12 protein-coding genes are annotated in these 15,122 nt (G+C 62.7%); 9 read left to right on the top strand and 3 right to left on the bottom strand.

Annotation, left to right across the window (positions count from 1 at the left end; genetic code table 11):
* Positions 1 to 43: 43 nt before the first annotated feature.
* The 3 genes from ACW44H_RS11505 to ACW44H_RS11495 are packed head-to-tail and all read right to left on the bottom strand — an operon-like array spanning position 44 to position 2,885.
* Positions 44 to 808: an ABC transporter ATP-binding protein gene (locus ACW44H_RS11505; protein WP_457504612.1), complete on the bottom strand. Its 765-nt coding sequence runs from the start codon at positions 806 to 808 to the stop codon at positions 44 to 46.
* Entirely contained in the window at positions 808 to 1,872 is a 1,065-nt protein-coding gene (locus ACW44H_RS11500) for a FecCD family ABC transporter permease (RefSeq protein ID WP_457504611.1), read from the bottom strand. The genes ACW44H_RS11505 and ACW44H_RS11500 overlap by 1 nt, the downstream gene beginning before the upstream one ends.
* Entirely contained in the window at positions 1,869 to 2,885 is a 1,017-nt protein-coding gene (locus tag ACW44H_RS11495; RefSeq protein ID WP_457504610.1) for an ABC transporter substrate-binding protein, read from the bottom strand. Before ACW44H_RS11495 ends, ACW44H_RS11500 begins: the two co-directional genes overlap by 4 nt.
* 319 nt (positions 2,886 to 3,204) lie before the next feature.
* Between ACW44H_RS11495 and ACW44H_RS11490 the strand changes: the two genes are divergently transcribed.
* The 9 genes from ACW44H_RS11490 to cobJ are packed head-to-tail and all read left to right on the top strand — an operon-like array spanning position 3,205 to position 15,118.
* Positions 3,205 to 5,007: an AAA family ATPase gene (locus tag ACW44H_RS11490; RefSeq protein ID WP_457504608.1), complete on the top strand. Its 1,803-nt coding sequence runs from the start codon at positions 3,205 to 3,207 to the stop codon at positions 5,005 to 5,007.
* A complete protein-coding gene (gene cobO, locus ACW44H_RS11485; RefSeq protein WP_457504606.1) occupies positions 5,004 to 5,597 on the top strand; it encodes a cob(I)yrinic acid a,c-diamide adenosyltransferase in 594 nt (197 codons plus the stop codon). The genes ACW44H_RS11490 and cobO overlap by 4 nt, the downstream gene beginning before the upstream one ends.
* Positions 5,597 to 6,967, top strand: coding sequence for a cobyrinate a,c-diamide synthase (locus ACW44H_RS11480; RefSeq protein WP_457504604.1), 1,371 nt, complete (start codon positions 5,597 to 5,599; stop codon positions 6,965 to 6,967). Before cobO ends, ACW44H_RS11480 begins: the two co-directional genes overlap by 1 nt.
* Positions 6,954 to 8,075: a cobalamin biosynthesis protein CobW gene (gene cobW, locus ACW44H_RS11475; protein WP_457504602.1), complete on the top strand. Its 1,122-nt coding sequence runs from the start codon at positions 6,954 to 6,956 to the stop codon at positions 8,073 to 8,075. The genes ACW44H_RS11480 and cobW overlap by 14 nt, the downstream gene beginning before the upstream one ends.
* Positions 8,075 to 11,905, top strand: coding sequence for a cobaltochelatase subunit CobN (gene cobN, locus ACW44H_RS11470; RefSeq protein ID WP_457504600.1), 3,831 nt, complete (start codon positions 8,075 to 8,077; stop codon positions 11,903 to 11,905). The genes cobW and cobN overlap by 1 nt, the downstream gene beginning before the upstream one ends.
* A complete protein-coding gene (locus ACW44H_RS11465) occupies positions 11,883 to 13,031 on the top strand; it encodes a cobalamin biosynthesis protein CobG (protein ID WP_457504598.1) in 1,149 nt (382 codons plus the stop codon). The genes cobN and ACW44H_RS11465 overlap by 23 nt, the downstream gene beginning before the upstream one ends.
* On the top strand, positions 13,021 to 13,650 hold the full coding sequence (locus tag ACW44H_RS11460) for a precorrin-8X methylmutase (RefSeq protein WP_457504596.1): 630 nt from the start codon (positions 13,021 to 13,023) through the stop codon (positions 13,648 to 13,650). The genes ACW44H_RS11465 and ACW44H_RS11460 overlap by 11 nt, the downstream gene beginning before the upstream one ends.
* Positions 13,647 to 14,372, top strand: coding sequence for a precorrin-2 C(20)-methyltransferase (gene cobI, locus ACW44H_RS11455; RefSeq protein WP_113269536.1), 726 nt, complete (start codon positions 13,647 to 13,649; stop codon positions 14,370 to 14,372). The genes ACW44H_RS11460 and cobI overlap by 4 nt, the downstream gene beginning before the upstream one ends.
* Positions 14,369 to 15,118 (top strand): precorrin-3B C(17)-methyltransferase, encoded by a 750-nt coding sequence (gene cobJ, locus ACW44H_RS11450; RefSeq protein WP_457509015.1) that lies wholly within the window; start codon positions 14,369 to 14,371, stop codon positions 15,116 to 15,118. Before cobI ends, cobJ begins: the two co-directional genes overlap by 4 nt.
* Positions 15,119 to 15,122: the final 4 nt, after the last annotated feature.

The raw sequence follows: 15,122 nt of genomic DNA, 5'->3' as shown, positions 1-15,122 counted from the left end.
CAGTACTTGGTCTAAGAACAGGTTTTAGCTCAATAGAAGTAGCTTAAACTGAATTGCGAAAACGCATGATCTGCTTGCCATCCACCGGGTCGTCGACCACATGGGCGTGCACCCCAAAGGTCTGCCGGAGCCTGGCGGCGGTGAGCACCTCCTGGGGGAGGCCGCTGTCGATCAGGCGGCCGCCGTCCATCACGCCGATGCGGTCACACTCCATGGCGTGATTAAGATCGTGCAGCGAGATCATCACCGTGATGGGCAGTTGCCGGACCAGTTCAAGGATCGACAGCTGGTGGCGAATATCCAGATGGTTGGTGGGTTCATCCAGCAGCAGAATTTTAGGCTGTTGTGCCAGCGCCCTGGCAATATGCACGCGCTGGCGCTCGCCGCCCGACAGGGTATGCCAAAGGCGGTCCGTCATGTGCACCATATCGACGTCGCGCAGCGCCTGGATCACGATGGCGTCGTCCTCCTTCGACCAGGGGCGTAGCGCGGAAAGGAAGGGCGTGCGGCCCAACGAGACCACCTGGCGCACGGTAATACGGTCGGTGGTGTCGGCCTGCTGTTCCACCAGGGCGATAGACTGGGCAATCGCCCGTTGCTTGAGCGTGTGCATCGGCTGGTGATCAATCAGCACCCGGCCTGCCTTGGGTTTGTTCAAACCTGCCAGCAGGCGCAGCAGGGAGGTTTTCCCCGAGCCGTTCGGCCCCACCAGGCCAAAGGTCTGGCCGGGTTCGACGGTGAGATTGACGTCAGTCAGCAGTGACGTGCCGTGAACCGACCAGGCAAGCTGTTCAGCCGATAAGCGCATCAGGACCTCTTGCCGCGAACCAGGATCAGCGCAAACGCGGGCGCGCCGATCAGCGAGGTAATCACCCCGATGGGGAGTACTTGCCCGGATACCAGCACCCGGGAAAGAATATCCGAGCCGATCAGGAACACCGCGCCAGCCAGCGCCGTAGCCGGCACCAGCCTAGTGTGACGGCTCCCCACGATAAAACGCATTGCGTGGGGGATCACCAGGCCGACAAAGCCGATGGCCCCCACGATAGACACCATCACGGCTGTAACCAGCGCCATGGCGATAATCAGCATGCCGCGCACCGGACGTACCGCGATACCCATGGACGCGGCGCTGTCGACGCCGAAGGTAAATGCATCCAGGGAGCGCCGGTGCCACAGGCAAACCAGCAGCCCGAACAGCGCCGCAGGCACCGCCAGGGACACGTCGGCCCAGCGCACTCCGGAAAGATTGCCCATCAGCCAGAACATGATGCCCCGCGCCTGCTCGGCGCTCGCTGACTTGGTGATGATAAAAGCAGTCAGCGCATTGAACAGCTGCGAGCCTGCAATGCCCGCCAGAATAATCGCCCCCGCGGCCTGAACGCCGCGGCCGCCACCTACACCGCTGTTGGCCGCATGGGCGAGCATCACCACAATACCGAAGGCGAGCAGGGCGCCCACAAAGGCACCCAGGGAGAGCGAAAGCGCACCGGCACCTAAGCCTGCCACTGCCACCGCAACGGCACCCGTAGAGGCCCCGGCGGAAATGCCCATCAAGTAGGGATCGGCCAGGGGGTTGCGCAACAGCGCCTGCAGTACGACCCCCGCCAGGGCCAGACTGGTGCCGCAACAGGCGGCGACCACGGCGCGGCTGAGACGATAATTCCAGATAATGCCCGCGTCGATGCGGTCAACTGCGTAATCGGCGCCCAACAGTTGATTGGCGAGCACTTTCAGAATGGTGTCCACCGGAATCGGCGTCTCCCCGATGGCGGTACCCGCGATCAGCGCTGTTACCAGCACTAGTGGCGTTACCCATAGCCAGCGCAATCCCAGTCGACTGGCGGTGGGGCGTGTCAGGGCGATGCTCATTCGTTAAACGACATGGTTGATAGCGCCTCGGCCAGTGACTCAAGGCCGTAAATAGTGCGCATGGTGGCGCTCATTGCATGGGCGTCCATCTCCACGATGCGGTTGTTCTTGACCGCGCTCATTTCCCGGGTGACCGGGTCGCTGCGTAAATACTCACGCTTTGCTTCAATGTCGTCAGCGGGAAAACGGCGACGATCCATACGGGCGATCACCAGCACATCCGGGTCGGCACGGGCGATACTCTCCCAACCGATGGTTGGCCACTCTTCATCTGACTCAATGACATTGCGAATACCGAGTTTCTCCATCATATAGCCCGGTGCGCCCAGCCGGCCGGCCACGAAGGGACTGACGCCCAGATCCGTCGACGAAAACCAGAAGGCCGCGGATAGATCCTCAGTCAACTCAAGGCTGTTCGCCAGTTCGATAGCGCGCTGTTCGCGGTCGTTCAGCTCCGCTACCAGCGCCTCGCCAGCGTCTTGGACGTCATAGATCTCGGCTAACTCGGTGATCCCTTTATAGATGGAATCCGTCGAGAAGGCGGCGGTGCGGGTGCCATCGCCGCCGGTCGAGTTATCCTTGGTGTCGCAATCGGCGGGCATGATGTAAGTGTTGATACCCAGTTCGTGAAACTGATCCCGGCTGGCCACGCTACCGGTAGGGCCCACGTGCCACTCGTATTGTACCGCCACCAGGTCGGGGCGCTTATTGACCACGGCCTCGAAGCTCGGGTCGTCGTCAGCGATTCGTTCGATCTCTTCGTTGGCCTCAGCAAACGGCGTCAAGACCGGGTTGAACCAGACCGAGGTACCGTTCACTCGGTCAGTGAGTCCCAGCGAATAGAGGATCTCCGTGGCTGATTGACCCACCGTCACCGTCCGCTCGGGTGCCACCGCTATGTCTATTTCCATGCCGCAGTTGGTCAAGCTCAAAGGGTAATCGGTGGCATCGGCAGTCGCCTGAGCGGCGGGCAGTAGCGATGCCGCGATCAGCAGGTAAGGTGCGGTCTTCATGTCTGGCTTCCGTCAACGAATCGGGTGACGCCCGTGAGCGCTCTCAATATGTAATGTTATAACATATTATATTTGCTGCTTGTCAAAATCTAGCCGTATCTTACCTTATGCTCATCCGGGCTGTCTCTTGGCTGCGGGCTGGGTGGCAAGCTGGCTTCGCCGCCCTGCCTTCCTCTATACTGCTCCCTCATATTTGCCCACGTCTCCATGAATGGTTTTATCATCTACCAGCCAACTATCATGAATCAGACTCAAGACCGGTGGTCTTCGCACCGGCCAACCAAGATTGGCCGGTGGGCAGGCTTGCCCAGCACGGGAGATGCAGGTGACTGAGTTTCCGTTTGCAGCGGTGGTCGGTCAAGAACCGCTGAAAACCGCCTTGCTGCTGAACGCCATTAATCCGCGCATTGGCGGTGTGTTGATCAGCGGCCCCAGGGGGAGCGCGAAATCCACCTTGGCGCGGGCGCTGGCCGCCGTTTTGCCCAAGGATAGCAACGGCAGAAAACCCCCGTTTGTCACCTTGCCCCTCGGCGCCAGCGAAGACCGCCTGGTGGGCAGCCTGGATCTGAACAAGGTGCTGGCCGATCGCGAAGCCACCTTTCATGTCGGCTTGCTCGCCAAGGCTCACGGCGGGGTGCTGTACGTGGATGAGGTCAATCTGCTGCCGGATATGCTGGTGGATCTGCTGCTGGACGTTGCCGCCAGCGGCGTTAATGTGGTCGAGCGCGATGGCATCAGCCACTCCCACCCGGCGCAGTTCAGCCTGATCGGCACCATGAACCCGGACGAAGGCGAACTGCGCCCTCAACTGCTCGACCGTTTCGGTCTCTGCCTCGAGCAGGCGGGTCCCATGAGCATCGAAGAGCGCATTGCCATCGTCCAGCAGCGCGATGCCTTTGACCGCGACCCCGAGGCCTATAAAGCGCAGTTTGCGAATGAGCAGGCCGCGCTGATGCAGCAGTTGGAAGACGCCCAGCAGGCGCTGGCAACGGTGACGACCGAAAGCTGGGTTTACGCGACGATTGCCCAGCGCTGCGAAGCCGCGGGCGTTGAAGGGCTTCGGGCGGACGTTACCTGGCACCGGGCGGCCCAGGCCCATGCGGCCTGGCGAGGCGCGGCGAGCGTTAGCCAGGCAGATATCGATATGGTTGAGCCCTGGGTGCTGGCTCACCGGCGGACGCGTTCAGCGGACATTGGTTCAGACGCCCAGCCCCCTGAGCAAAGCGGGGGTTCCTCAAGCCCGCCACCTTCCACGCCGCCTCATCGGTCGTCGGGTGGCGGCGAGGAGCATCAAAACAGCGCTGGCCCGTCAGACCCTCAGCGCGGCGGGTCAGGCCAGTGGGGCGCCATGCCGCCCCAAGCTCAGCAGGTGATCAGTTCCACCGCGTCGCCCTGGCCGGATGCGCCTTCGAGCAAGACTTCAAACCGGGCGGCCAGCAGCGCCGACTCGCCAGCGACGTCGGGCAGCGGCCAAACAAAAGGCCGTGGCCGCTCCCAGGTAGAGACCTCGCGACTCGACGGGTTCGCAACGCTGATCGCCAATCGCGGCCAGTGGCCCTGGCGGCAGTTAAAGATGCGCAAGTCCCGCGCCGGGCAGGCAACGGCACACCTGGTGCTGCTGGACACCTCCGGTTCCACCCTGGGGCAACGGCTGTTAGGCCAGGCAAAGGGGCTGGTCGAATCACTGGTCAGCCAAGCTTACGCCGCGCGGGAGCAGGTGGCGGTGCTGGGGTTTGGCAATGGCGGTGTCGTGCCGATACTCTCACGCCGCCGGGCCCCCAAAGACGCGCGGGACACGCTTGAGGCGGCCAACGGCGGTGGCGGCACTCCGCTGCGGGAGGCGATTATTGAAGCCAAAAGGCTGATCCGCCAGTGGCAGCGCCGCGAGCCCGGCCTGAAGGTGCGGACTTATCTGATCACCGATGGCCGCACCCGGGAAACCGTTGACGATCTCGCCCCGCTGGAGGACTGCCTGCTGATCGATACCGAACAGTCGAAAGTCAAACGCGGGCAGGGCGCACGCATCGCCCAGCAGCTGGGCGCGCGTTACTGGCCAGCCTCGTTTGGTAAACCCTCTATGGCGCCTACAGTCTCTGCACATCAACCTGGGAACCTCTCATGAGCGACGCAAGCCATTTAGATCGGATGCAGCGTAAAAAAGGCGTGGTCGACGAGCGCATCAGCAAGGCGACGGAAGAGCGCGGCGTGCTGATTCTGCTCAAAGGCAACGGCAAGGGTAAAAGCAGTTCGGCTTTTGGCACTATGGCGCGCTCACTGGGGCACGGCCAGCAGTGCGCGGTGATCCAGTTCATCAAAGGTCGCCGTGAAACCGGCGAGTACCTGTTCTTTCGCGATCATCCCAAGCTCGACTGGCACATCATGGGCCACGGCTTTTCCTGGGAAACCCAGAACCGCGAGCGGGACATCGAAGCCGCCGAGGCCGCCTGGGAAGTCGCCAAAGGGCTGCTGGAGAACCCCACTTATCATATGATCGTGCTGGACGAGATGAGCTACATGTTCAAGTACGGCTATCTCGACCCCGAGCCGGTGGTGGAAGCGCTTAAGCGCCGCCCGGCACACCAGAACATCATCATTACCGGGCGCACCATGGCCACGCCGCTGCAGGAAATCGCCGATACCATCAGCGTTGTTCAGGACGAGCGCCACGCCTTTCGCGGCGGCGTCAAAGCCCAGGCGGGGATCGAATACTAATGACGACGCCAACCGCTCGCTGCCCCGCGCTGTTTATCGCCGCCCCAGCTTCAGGCCAGGGCAAAACCACCGTCACGGCGGGCCTGGCGCGCCTGCTGCGCAACCAAGGCAAGGTGGTGCGGGTGTTCAAGACCGGCCCGGACTACCTGGATCCGCAGATACTCGCCCAGGCCTCCGGCCAGCCGGTGGATCAGTTGGATCTATGGATGGCCGGCGAAGCCTACTGCCGCCAGCGCTTTTATGACGCCGCCTGTGAAGCGGACTTGATCCTGGTGGAAGGCGCCATGGGGCTGTTCGACGGCGAACCCTCAAGCGCCGATCTGGCGGCCCTGTTCGATATTCCCATGGCGATCGTCATGGATGTAAAAGGCATGGCGCAAACCGCCGCGGCGCTGGTTTCGGGGCTTGCCAGCTTTCGCGACGATATCCATATCGCTGGATTAATCGCCAATGCCTGCGGCTCGCAGCGCCACCGCGAGCTGATCGAAGGCGCGCTACCGCCGACGATTCCTCTGCTGGCCGCCATGCCGCGCGACCCCGCGCTGTCGCTCCCCGAGCGCCACCTGGGCCTCGTGCAGGCGGCGGAAATTCGTGAGGATCTGGAAGCTCGCTTCGAGGCTGGCGCCAAAGCGCTGGAAGCCGCCGGGCTGCTGGACGCGCTCGCGGCGCTTTCACCGGTGACCTTTACCGCCCCCCAGGAACAGCTTGCGGCCGTTAATCCGTTGCTCAAAGGCCACACCATTGGCGTGGCCCGGGACGCCGCCTTTAGCTTCGTCTATCAGGCCAACCTCGATCTGCTGGAGCAGATGGGCGCCACGCTGCGCTTCTTTTCGCCGCTAAGGGATAGTCGCCTGCCAGAATGCAACGCCCTCTGGCTGCCCGGTGGCTACCCGGAGCTTCACGCTCAAACGCTGGCGGATAACGGCGCCATGCGTTCCGCCATTGAGGCGTTCTATAGCGCCGACAAGCCCATTCTGGCCGAGTGTGGTGGGCTGCTGTACTGCCTGGAAAGCCTGACCGACTACGACGATATTACCCACACCATGCTGGGCCTGCTGCCCGGGCAGGGAGCTATGCGCGGGCGCCGTGGCTGCCAGGGGATGCAAACTGCCGAGCTGCCGGAAGGCCCGGTTCGCGGTCACGCGCACCACCGCTCCATGGCGGACGGCACCCCCGAGCCGATTGGCCACGGCCGCCGCCAGCGGCACCCCGCACCGGGGGAGGCGATTTACCGTCAAAAGCGTCTGACGGCGACCTATTTACATCTGTTTTTCCCAAATAATCCTGACGCTGTGGCAAGGCTCTTTTCTGCCAGCCCGGCGTACTGCGAACCGCAACACAGCGAGGCATTTACCCATGCAGCCCAATAACGTACAACTGAATAAGATTCCTGCCACGGTCGTGACCGGTTTTCTGGGCAGCGGCAAAACCACGCTGCTGGCCAATATTCTGCGTCAGGTGACCGGCAAGCGGATCGCCGTGATCGTCAATGAGTTCGGCGAGCAGGATATCGACTCCAGCCTGCTGCGCAGCTGTGCGCTGGGGTGTGAAGAGGGTAGCGAAGGCGGGCAGCTAGACGGGGAAGACGGCAGCATCTATGAGCTGGCCAACGGCTGTATCTGCTGCACGGTGGAAGAGGAGTTTCTGCCGGTCATGAAAAAGCTGGTCGCCCGCCGTGACGATATCGACCATATCCTGATCGAAACCAGCGGCCTAGCGCTGCCCAAGCCGCTGGTGCAGGCGTTCAACTGGCCCGACGTCCGCCAGCACTGCACCGTGGATGCGATTATTACCGTGATCGACGGCCCTGCGGTAGCCGCCGGGCGCTATGCCAGCGACGTAGATAAGGTGGCCGCCCAGCGCCTCGCCGACGAGAGCCTGGATCACGACCCCAGCCTGCGCGAGCTGCTCGATGACCAGCTCAGCGCGGCGGATCTGGTGCTGGTCAGCAAGGCCGACCTGCTCAGCCCGGAAGAGCGCGCTAAGGTGGAAGCGGTGATTCAGGCGCGGGTGAGTGCCTCGGTGAAAACGCTGTTTATCGATCAGACCCTGACCACCGACACCACCCAGCTGGAAGCGCTGATGGGCATCGGCGCAGCAAGCGAAAAAAACATCGATAGCATTACCAATCACCACGACAAGCACCACGCCGAAGGCGCTCACCACGACCACGCCCACGATAATTTTGATTCCTGCGTGATCACCCTGGGCGAAGTCGATGGCGATGTTCTGGCCGACAAGCTCCAGCAGCTGCTGAAAAGCCACGAGATCTACCGCGCCAAAGGCTTTGCAGCGATTCCGGGCAAACCCATGCGTCGGGTCATCCAGGCGGTGGGCGAGCGACTGGAAGGCTACTTCGACCGGCTATGGGCTCAGGACGAACTCCGCCAAACCCAATTAGTGATTATTGGCAAACACCTGGATAGCGCAGCGCTGCGTGACGCGCTGGCTGAAGCAGAGGTTCAAACGGTTACCTAATGCACTTATTTGCCGCCAAGCCCGGAGGCTTTGTCGATGATGAAGGCATCATCGACCTGCAACAGAGCCCCGCCGAGGTCGTGATACTCTCCGCCGCCGATAGCAATCTGTCGGCGCTGGCCCAGGCGGTTGATCGTCTGGGCGAGGCGTACCCCTCGGTGCGGCTGGCCAACTGGATGAACTTGGTAAAACCGGCCGCCTACGATCTCTACGAAGATCGGGTGCTGGAAAAAGCTCAGCTGGTGATTGTCTCGCTGTTGGGCGGCAAAGCCTATTGGCCCTATGGTCATGAACGCCTGCTCGCCTGGGCGGCGGCGAAACCCGGCCGCCAGCTGATTCTGGTGCCGGGCTGCGACGCCCCGGATGATGCGCTGCTGGAAGACTCCACCATCCCCTTTGATGACGCTTACCGCGTATGGCGCTACCTGCGAGAGGGCGGCACCGATAACGCCGAGCAGCTGCTACGCTTTGTCGCTAATGAGTATATGGATAGGCCGTTGGGCGACTGGCAGGAGCCCAAGGTCATTCCGCCAGCGGTGATTTATGCATCCCAGGAGCAGCAGGCATCCAGCCTAAGCGAGTGGCGTAATCGCCAGGTGCCAGGGCGGCCAGTGTGCCTGCTACTGTTTTATCGCAGCCATTTGCAGGGGGCGAATACCGCCGTACCCGACGGCTTGCTGGCGGCGCTTAAAGACCAGGGGCTTGAGCCCTTGGCGGTGGCCGTGGCGTCCCTGAAAGAAGGGCCGTGTATTGATTTTATTAATCACCTGATTGAGCAGACCGGCGCGATGCTGGTGATCAATACCACCAGCTTTGCGGTCAATCGCAACGCCGACGGGCTGAATGCCCAGGGGGAAGAGCTACCTGACAATCTTTTTGTAGGCCGACCCGTGGTGCTCCAGGCGATTCTTGCCAGCAGCACTAGCGAAGACTGGCAGGGCATGGCCGCCGGGCTGCATAGTCGCGATGTGGCGATGCAAGTGGTACTTCCCGAGATGGATGGCCGCATCATCACCCGGGCGGTGGGTTTTAAAGCCGAAGCCCACTACAATCCGCGCTGCCAACTGGCGGTGACCCACCACGTGATCCACCCGGAGCGGGCCGCCTTTGTGGCCGAGCTGGCGCGGCGCATTTGTTCGTTGCGGCTGACCCCCAACGGACAGAAGCGTGTTGCGCTGATCATGGCCAACTACCCCAATCGCGATGGCCGCATTGGTAACGGGGTCGGGCTGGATACGCCTGCATCGACGCTGCAGATTCTCAGCGCCCTGAAAGAGGCGGGTTACCCGCTCAGCGAACTGCCGGAAAACGGCGATGACTTGATCCGCCAGCTTCAGGACGCGGTGACCAACGATCACGGCAGTCTCGACCAGCGCGCCTGCTGGCAGAGCATCAGCGTGGACGATTACCTGGCCTGGTTTCAAACCCTGCCCACCGCGCTTCAGGAAACCGTATGGACGCGCTGGGGCGCGCCTCACGAAGACCCCAAATGCCGCCAGGGTCGGTTGATGATCGCCGGTATTCGACTGGGTGAGACCTTTGTGGGTATCCAGCCGGAACGCGATTTTATCGACGATCTCACTCAGTCCTACCATGATATGGAGCTGGCGCCGCCGCACAGCTACTTGGCGTTTTATTTTTGGCTGCGCGCGCACTACCAGGTCGATGCGGTCATCCACGTCGGTAAACACGGCAACCTGGAGTGGCTGCCGGGCAAAAGCATCGCCTTGAGCGCCGACTGCTGGCCGGATATTGCCCTGGGGCCGCTGCCGCACTTTTATCCGTTTATCGTCAACGACCCCGGCGAGGGCGCCCAGGCCAAGCGCCGCAGTCATGCGGTGATCATCGACCACCTGATGCCGCCGCTGGCCCGGGCTGAACTCTACGGCGCTATGGCCGAGCTTGAAGCGCTCACCGACGAATATTATCAAGCGCTGGATATGGATCCCCGCCGGGAAGCGCTGATTCGCAGTCAGATCCTCGCCCACCTGCGTGATACAGGCATTGAACAGGAACTGGCCCACGTGGCGAGCGGTGAGTGTGAGGCCGAGATTCTCAACGCGCTGGATACCTTTCTGTGCGACATCAAGGAATCACAGATCCGTCACGGCCTGCACATACTCGGCACGCTGCCGCCGGAAGAAAAGCGGGCGGGCACCTTGGTGGCGCTGTTGCGGCTACCCCGGGGCGAATCGGTGGCCAGCCGCGGCCTGCTGCACAACTTGGCCAGCGATTTAGGCTTGGATTTTGACCCGTTAGCCGCGGGCAACGAGCCCTGGCAGGGGACTGAACCGGCCATTCTAAGCCAGCAGCTCGATACCCCCTGGCGCACCGGGGCGGATGCCCGCGAGCGCCTGGAACTGCTGGCCGAGCGCTGGGTGGCCGACTACGTCTTGGCAGACGGCTGCCTGGATGATCTGGCCCAGGATTACCCCGATACGGCAGCGCAGCTGCGCTACGCCCGCGACCAGCTATGGGTCACCATGCAGCGCGGCGTGAAGATGGAGATTCAGTCGCTGCTCGACGGCCTTGAAGGCATCTTCGTGCCCGCCGGGCCCAGCGGCGCCCCCAGCCGTGGGCGGTTGGATACGCTACCCACCGGGCGCAACTTTTTCAGCGTGGATAACCGCTCGATTCCATCGCCCGCCGCCTGGACGCTGGGCGAAAAATCCGCCCAGGCGTTTGTCGAACGCTACCTGCAGGATCACGGCGACTACCCGCGGCGGCTGGGGCTATCCATCTGGGGTACCGCCACTATGCGCACCGGCGGCGATGATATTGCCCAAGCCTTTGCGCTAATGGGCGTGCGGCCCATCTGGTCGCTGGGTTCTCAACGGGTGAGCGACTTTGAAGTCATTCCCTCGATGCTGCTCAATCGGCCACGGGTCGATGTCACGCTGCGGGTCTCCGGGTTCTTCCGCGACGCCTTCCCCAACGTGATTCGCCTGTTTGACGCCGCCGTGCAGGCGGTGGCGCGCTATGAAGAGCCGGGCAACAGCAACACCATCCGCGAGGCGGTGCTTTCCCGCCAGCAGGAACTGGAAGACCAAGGGTTAAGCCCGGAGATGGCCGCCCAGGAGGCGAGCTATAGAATATTTGGCAGCAAGCCCGGCGAATACGGCGCGGGCCTCAACCGGCTGATTGAAAACCGCACCTGGGACAGCGCCGACGATTTGGCCGAGGCCTATATGAAGACAGGCGCCTACGCCTACGGTCAGTTCAAGGCCTCCGGCACTGCCGCGCGCGCCGCGTTCGAGCAGCAGCTCCAGGGGCTGGATGCAGTGATGCAAAACCAGGATAACCGCGAGCACGATATCCTCGATTCCAACAGCTATTACGCCTTTCAGGGCGGCATGGCCAACGCCACCCGATCGCTGAGCGGCAAGGCGCCGGAGATTTACCACGCCGACCACGCCAACCCCGCGATGCCCAAGATCCGCACGCTTAAGGAAGAGCTGGCCAAGGTGATTCGCTCGCGGGTGCTGAACCCCAAGTGGATTAACGCCATGCGAGAGCACGGCTACAAAGGCGCCTTTGAGATGGCCGCCACGGTGGACTACCTGTTTGCCTACGACGCCACCACCGACCTGATTGCCGACTACCAGTACGCCCAGGTGAGCGATGCTCTGGTACTCGACGCCGCCAATCAGCAGTTCCTGCGTGAGCACAACCCGGCCGCCCTGGAAGAGATGGCCGAGCGCTTACTCGAAGCCGCCCAGCGAGGCATGTGGCAAGCCCCCGGTGAGAACGGCCAGGCGCTTCAGGATCTGCTGCTGGAAATGGACGAAGCCAAAGAGACCAGTGGTCATGTCGCCCAGCCCGCGCATTAAAGGCTGGTGCCCCGGCGCGTGGCGGCCCATGGCCACCGGCGACGGTTGGCTTGTGCGCGTGCGCCCGCCGCTGGGCCAACTATCGCGCCAACAGATAATGGCACTTTGCGACGCCGCCGAGACCTACGGCAGCGGTTTGATCGAGCTGACTAGCCGGGCCAATCTGCAGCTGCGTGGAGTAACCGACGAAAGCTGGCCGCCGCTGATGGCGTTTCTGGTCGAAAATCAACTGGTGAGCGACGACCCAGAAGTAGAACGCCAGCCACAGCTGATGCTGGCGCCCGCCTGGCAAAACGGCGATGACACCCCTACCATTGCCCGCTTGTTGCAAGCGCGGGGTAGCGAATTAGCCGCCATGCCTGGCAAGGTCGGCATTGCTATTGACGCGGGAAAAGTACCGGTGCTTGGCGACAGCGCCGCCGATTTTCGTATCGAGCGCTCAACGGAAGGCGGCCTACTGGTACGCGCCGATGGCTACGCGCTAGGCACGGCGGTTAGCGGTACCGATGCCGCCGTCGAGCAGCTGATACGCCTGACCCACTGGTTTGTAGACAGTGGCGGCCGGGCGTCAGGCCGTATGCGGCGGCACACAGCACCGCTGCCCGATTGGGCACCTGCCGATACCGCCCCAGCGTCCCCCGGCGAGAAGCTGGCGCTGGGCGAACATCGCGAGGGCATGGTGGTGGGTCTTCCCTTTGGCCGGTTGGCGGCTGAAACGCTTCGCGAGGCTGTCTCCCAAACAAGTGCCCGCGTCGTGCAGGTCACCCCCTGGCGGCGGCTGTTGTTGAAGGATTGCGATACACTACCCGGGGTTGATGGCTTGATCCACCATAATAGCGACCCGCGGCTAGCGATGGACGCCTGCCCCGGCGCGCCCTATTGCGAACAGGCGAGTGTCGCCACCCACCCGCTTGCCGAGAAGCTAAGCGGCTGGGTGGAAGGAACCGTGCATATATCCGGCTGCGCTAAAGGCTGCGCAAACCAACGACCGGCAGCGCTGTGTCTTACCGGCCGCGATGGTCGCTTTGACGTGATAATCAATGGCCGCGCCGATAGCACGCCGCAGGCCACCGGGCTGAGTGAATCTGAAGTGATACGTTATTTGGAGAGTTTGGGTGCCCTATAAGTACGAAACCAGTGGCCCGGCGATTTACCGGGAGTCGTTTGCGATTATTCGCAGTGAAGCCGAGCTTGGTCGCTTTTCAGTGGAAGAAGAGACCGTGGCGGTGCGCATGATTCACGCCGCCGGGCTGGTGGAATTGGCCGCGCATATTCATTTTCAAAATGACGTGGTCAATAAGGCCCGTGCCGCATTGGAGCAGGGCGCACCGATTCTCTGCGATGCCCGCATGGTCTCGGAAGGCATCACCCGCAAGCGGCTGCCCGCGGATAACCAAGTCATCTGCACCCTCAACGATGAGCGAACGCCCGGCCTCGCCCAGGAAATGGCCAACACCCGCTCGGCGGCGGCGCTGGAACTGTGGCGGCCGCACCTGGAAGGCGCCGTGGTCGCCATTGGTAACGCGCCCACCGCGCTGTTTCATCTGCTCAATATGCTTGAAGACCCAGCGTGCCCGCGCCCGGCGGCGATTATCGGCTGCCCGGTAGGCTTTGTCGGCGCGGCGGAATCCAAGGAAGCGCTGTTGGCTAACCCGACACTGCCCAGCTGTATCGTCCGCGGGCGTTTGGGCGGCAGCGCCGTGACGGTAGCGGCCATCAACGCCATGGCGGATCGCATCGAATGACCCAGGGAACGGTATACGGCGTTGGGCTGGGCCCCGGCAGCCAAGACTTAATGAGCGTGCGCGCCGACCGCCTGATACGCGGGGCGACCCACGTGGCCTATTTCCGTAAAAAGGGCCGCTGTGGCCATGCGCGCACCATCGTGGAGGGCATGATCCCCCCCGGCGCAATCGAGCTGCCTATGGAATACCCGGTCACTACGGAAATTCCCTTCGACGACCCGCGCTACAATGAGCTGCTGGCGGCTTTCTATGAACGCAGCGTGGCCCAGCTGATCGAGATGGCAGAGGCCGGGTGCGATGTGGTGGTGCTGTGTGAAGGCGACCCGTTCTTCTACGGCTCCTTCATGCACCTCTATACGCGGCTGCTAAATCGCGTGCCCGTCTCGGTGGTGCCGGGGATTACCGGCATGTCGGCGGCGTGGACGGCCACCGACCAGCCGATTACCTGGGGCGATGACATCCTGACCGTGCTGATGGCCACGCTACCCGAAGACGCGTTGGCCGAGCGCATCGCCCAGACCGACGCGCTGGTAGTGATGAAGATTGGCCGCAACCTGGCCAAGCTGCGTCGGGCGCTGGTTCACGCTGGCCGCGAAGGCGAAGCGTGGCTGATCGAGTACGCCGCCATGTCGCAACAACGCGTATTGCCGCTGGCGGACGTTGGCGAGAGCGTGCCGTACTTCTCGATTGTGCTGATCCATGGCCACGGGAGGCGGCCATGAGCGGCTGGCTGAAAATCGTCGGTCTAGGGCCGGGCTCCGAGGCCATGATCACCCCCGAGGTAACGGCCGCACTGCAGGAAGCCACCGACGTAGTGGGCTATGTACCCTACGTTAACCGGGTCGCGCCACGGGCTGGCTTGGTGCGTCACGGCTCGGACAACCGCGAAGAGATCCGCCGGGCGGAGCAGGCGCTACAGCTGGCGCTTGAGGGCCACCGGGTAGTGATAGTGTCTTCCGGCGACCCCGGCGTATTCGCCATGGCTGCTGCGGTGTTTGAGGCCCTGGAAGCAGGCGATGCTCAGTGGCGCATGCTTGATATTCAGGTGCTGCCGGGTATTTCCGCCATGCTAGCCGCCAGCGCAAGCGTCGGCGCGCCACTGGGGCACGACTTCTGCTGCATTAATCTTTCCGACAACCTCAAGCCCTGGGCGCTGATTGAAAAGCGCCTGCGCATGGCTGCTGAAGCCGACTTTGCCATGGCGTTTTACAACCCGCGCTCCAAGGCGCGCCCGGTAGGCTTTGAGCGTACGCTAGAGGTACTGCGGGAAGCCTGCGGGCCGGATAGGCTGATCATCTTTGCCCGGGCGGTGTCCACGCCGGAAGAGTCGATTCGCGTCACCACCCTCGGCGAGGCGACGCCGGACATGGCCGATATGCGCACCCTGGTGATCGTCGGTTCCCAGCAGACGCGCATGATAGAGCGAGCAGGGGTACCGCTGGTTTATACGCCGCGCTCGGCTGATTAAGCGT

Source organism: Vreelandella sulfidaeris Esulfide1 (genome assembly GCF_054072535.1).
Note: the sequence above shows the minus strand (reverse complement) of the source record. Positions and strands in the feature narration are given on the sequence as shown.

What these genes read in the sequence shown, in the direction of transcription:
- ACW44H_RS11465 (WP_457504598.1), top strand. Translation starts at nt 11,883, where the DNA reads ATGTCGCCCAGCCCGCGCATTAAAGGCTGGTGCCCCGGCGCGTGGCGG.
- ACW44H_RS11495 (WP_457504610.1), bottom strand. Translation starts at nt 2,885, where the DNA reads ATGAAGACCGCACCTTACCTGCTGATCGCGGCATCGCTACTGCCCGCC.
- cobO (WP_457504606.1), top strand. Translation starts at nt 5,004, where the DNA reads ATGAGCGACGCAAGCCATTTAGATCGGATGCAGCGTAAAAAAGGCGTG.
- ACW44H_RS11480 (WP_457504604.1), top strand. Translation starts at nt 5,597, where the DNA reads ATGACGACGCCAACCGCTCGCTGCCCCGCGCTGTTTATCGCCGCCCCA.
- cobW (WP_457504602.1), top strand. Translation starts at nt 6,954, where the DNA reads ATGCAGCCCAATAACGTACAACTGAATAAGATTCCTGCCACGGTCGTG.
- cobJ (WP_457509015.1), top strand. Translation starts at nt 14,369, where the DNA reads ATGAGCGGCTGGCTGAAAATCGTCGGTCTAGGGCCGGGCTCCGAGGCC.
- ACW44H_RS11490 (WP_457504608.1), top strand. Translation starts at nt 3,205, where the DNA reads ATGCAGGTGACTGAGTTTCCGTTTGCAGCGGTGGTCGGTCAAGAACCG.
- cobI (WP_113269536.1), top strand. Translation starts at nt 13,647, where the DNA reads ATGACCCAGGGAACGGTATACGGCGTTGGGCTGGGCCCCGGCAGCCAA.
- ACW44H_RS11505 (WP_457504612.1), bottom strand. Translation starts at nt 808, where the DNA reads ATGCGCTTATCGGCTGAACAGCTTGCCTGGTCGGTTCACGGCACGTCA.
- ACW44H_RS11500 (WP_457504611.1), bottom strand. Translation starts at nt 1,872, where the DNA reads ATGAGCATCGCCCTGACACGCCCCACCGCCAGTCGACTGGGATTGCGC.
- cobN (WP_457504600.1), top strand. Translation starts at nt 8,075, where the DNA reads ATGCACTTATTTGCCGCCAAGCCCGGAGGCTTTGTCGATGATGAAGGC.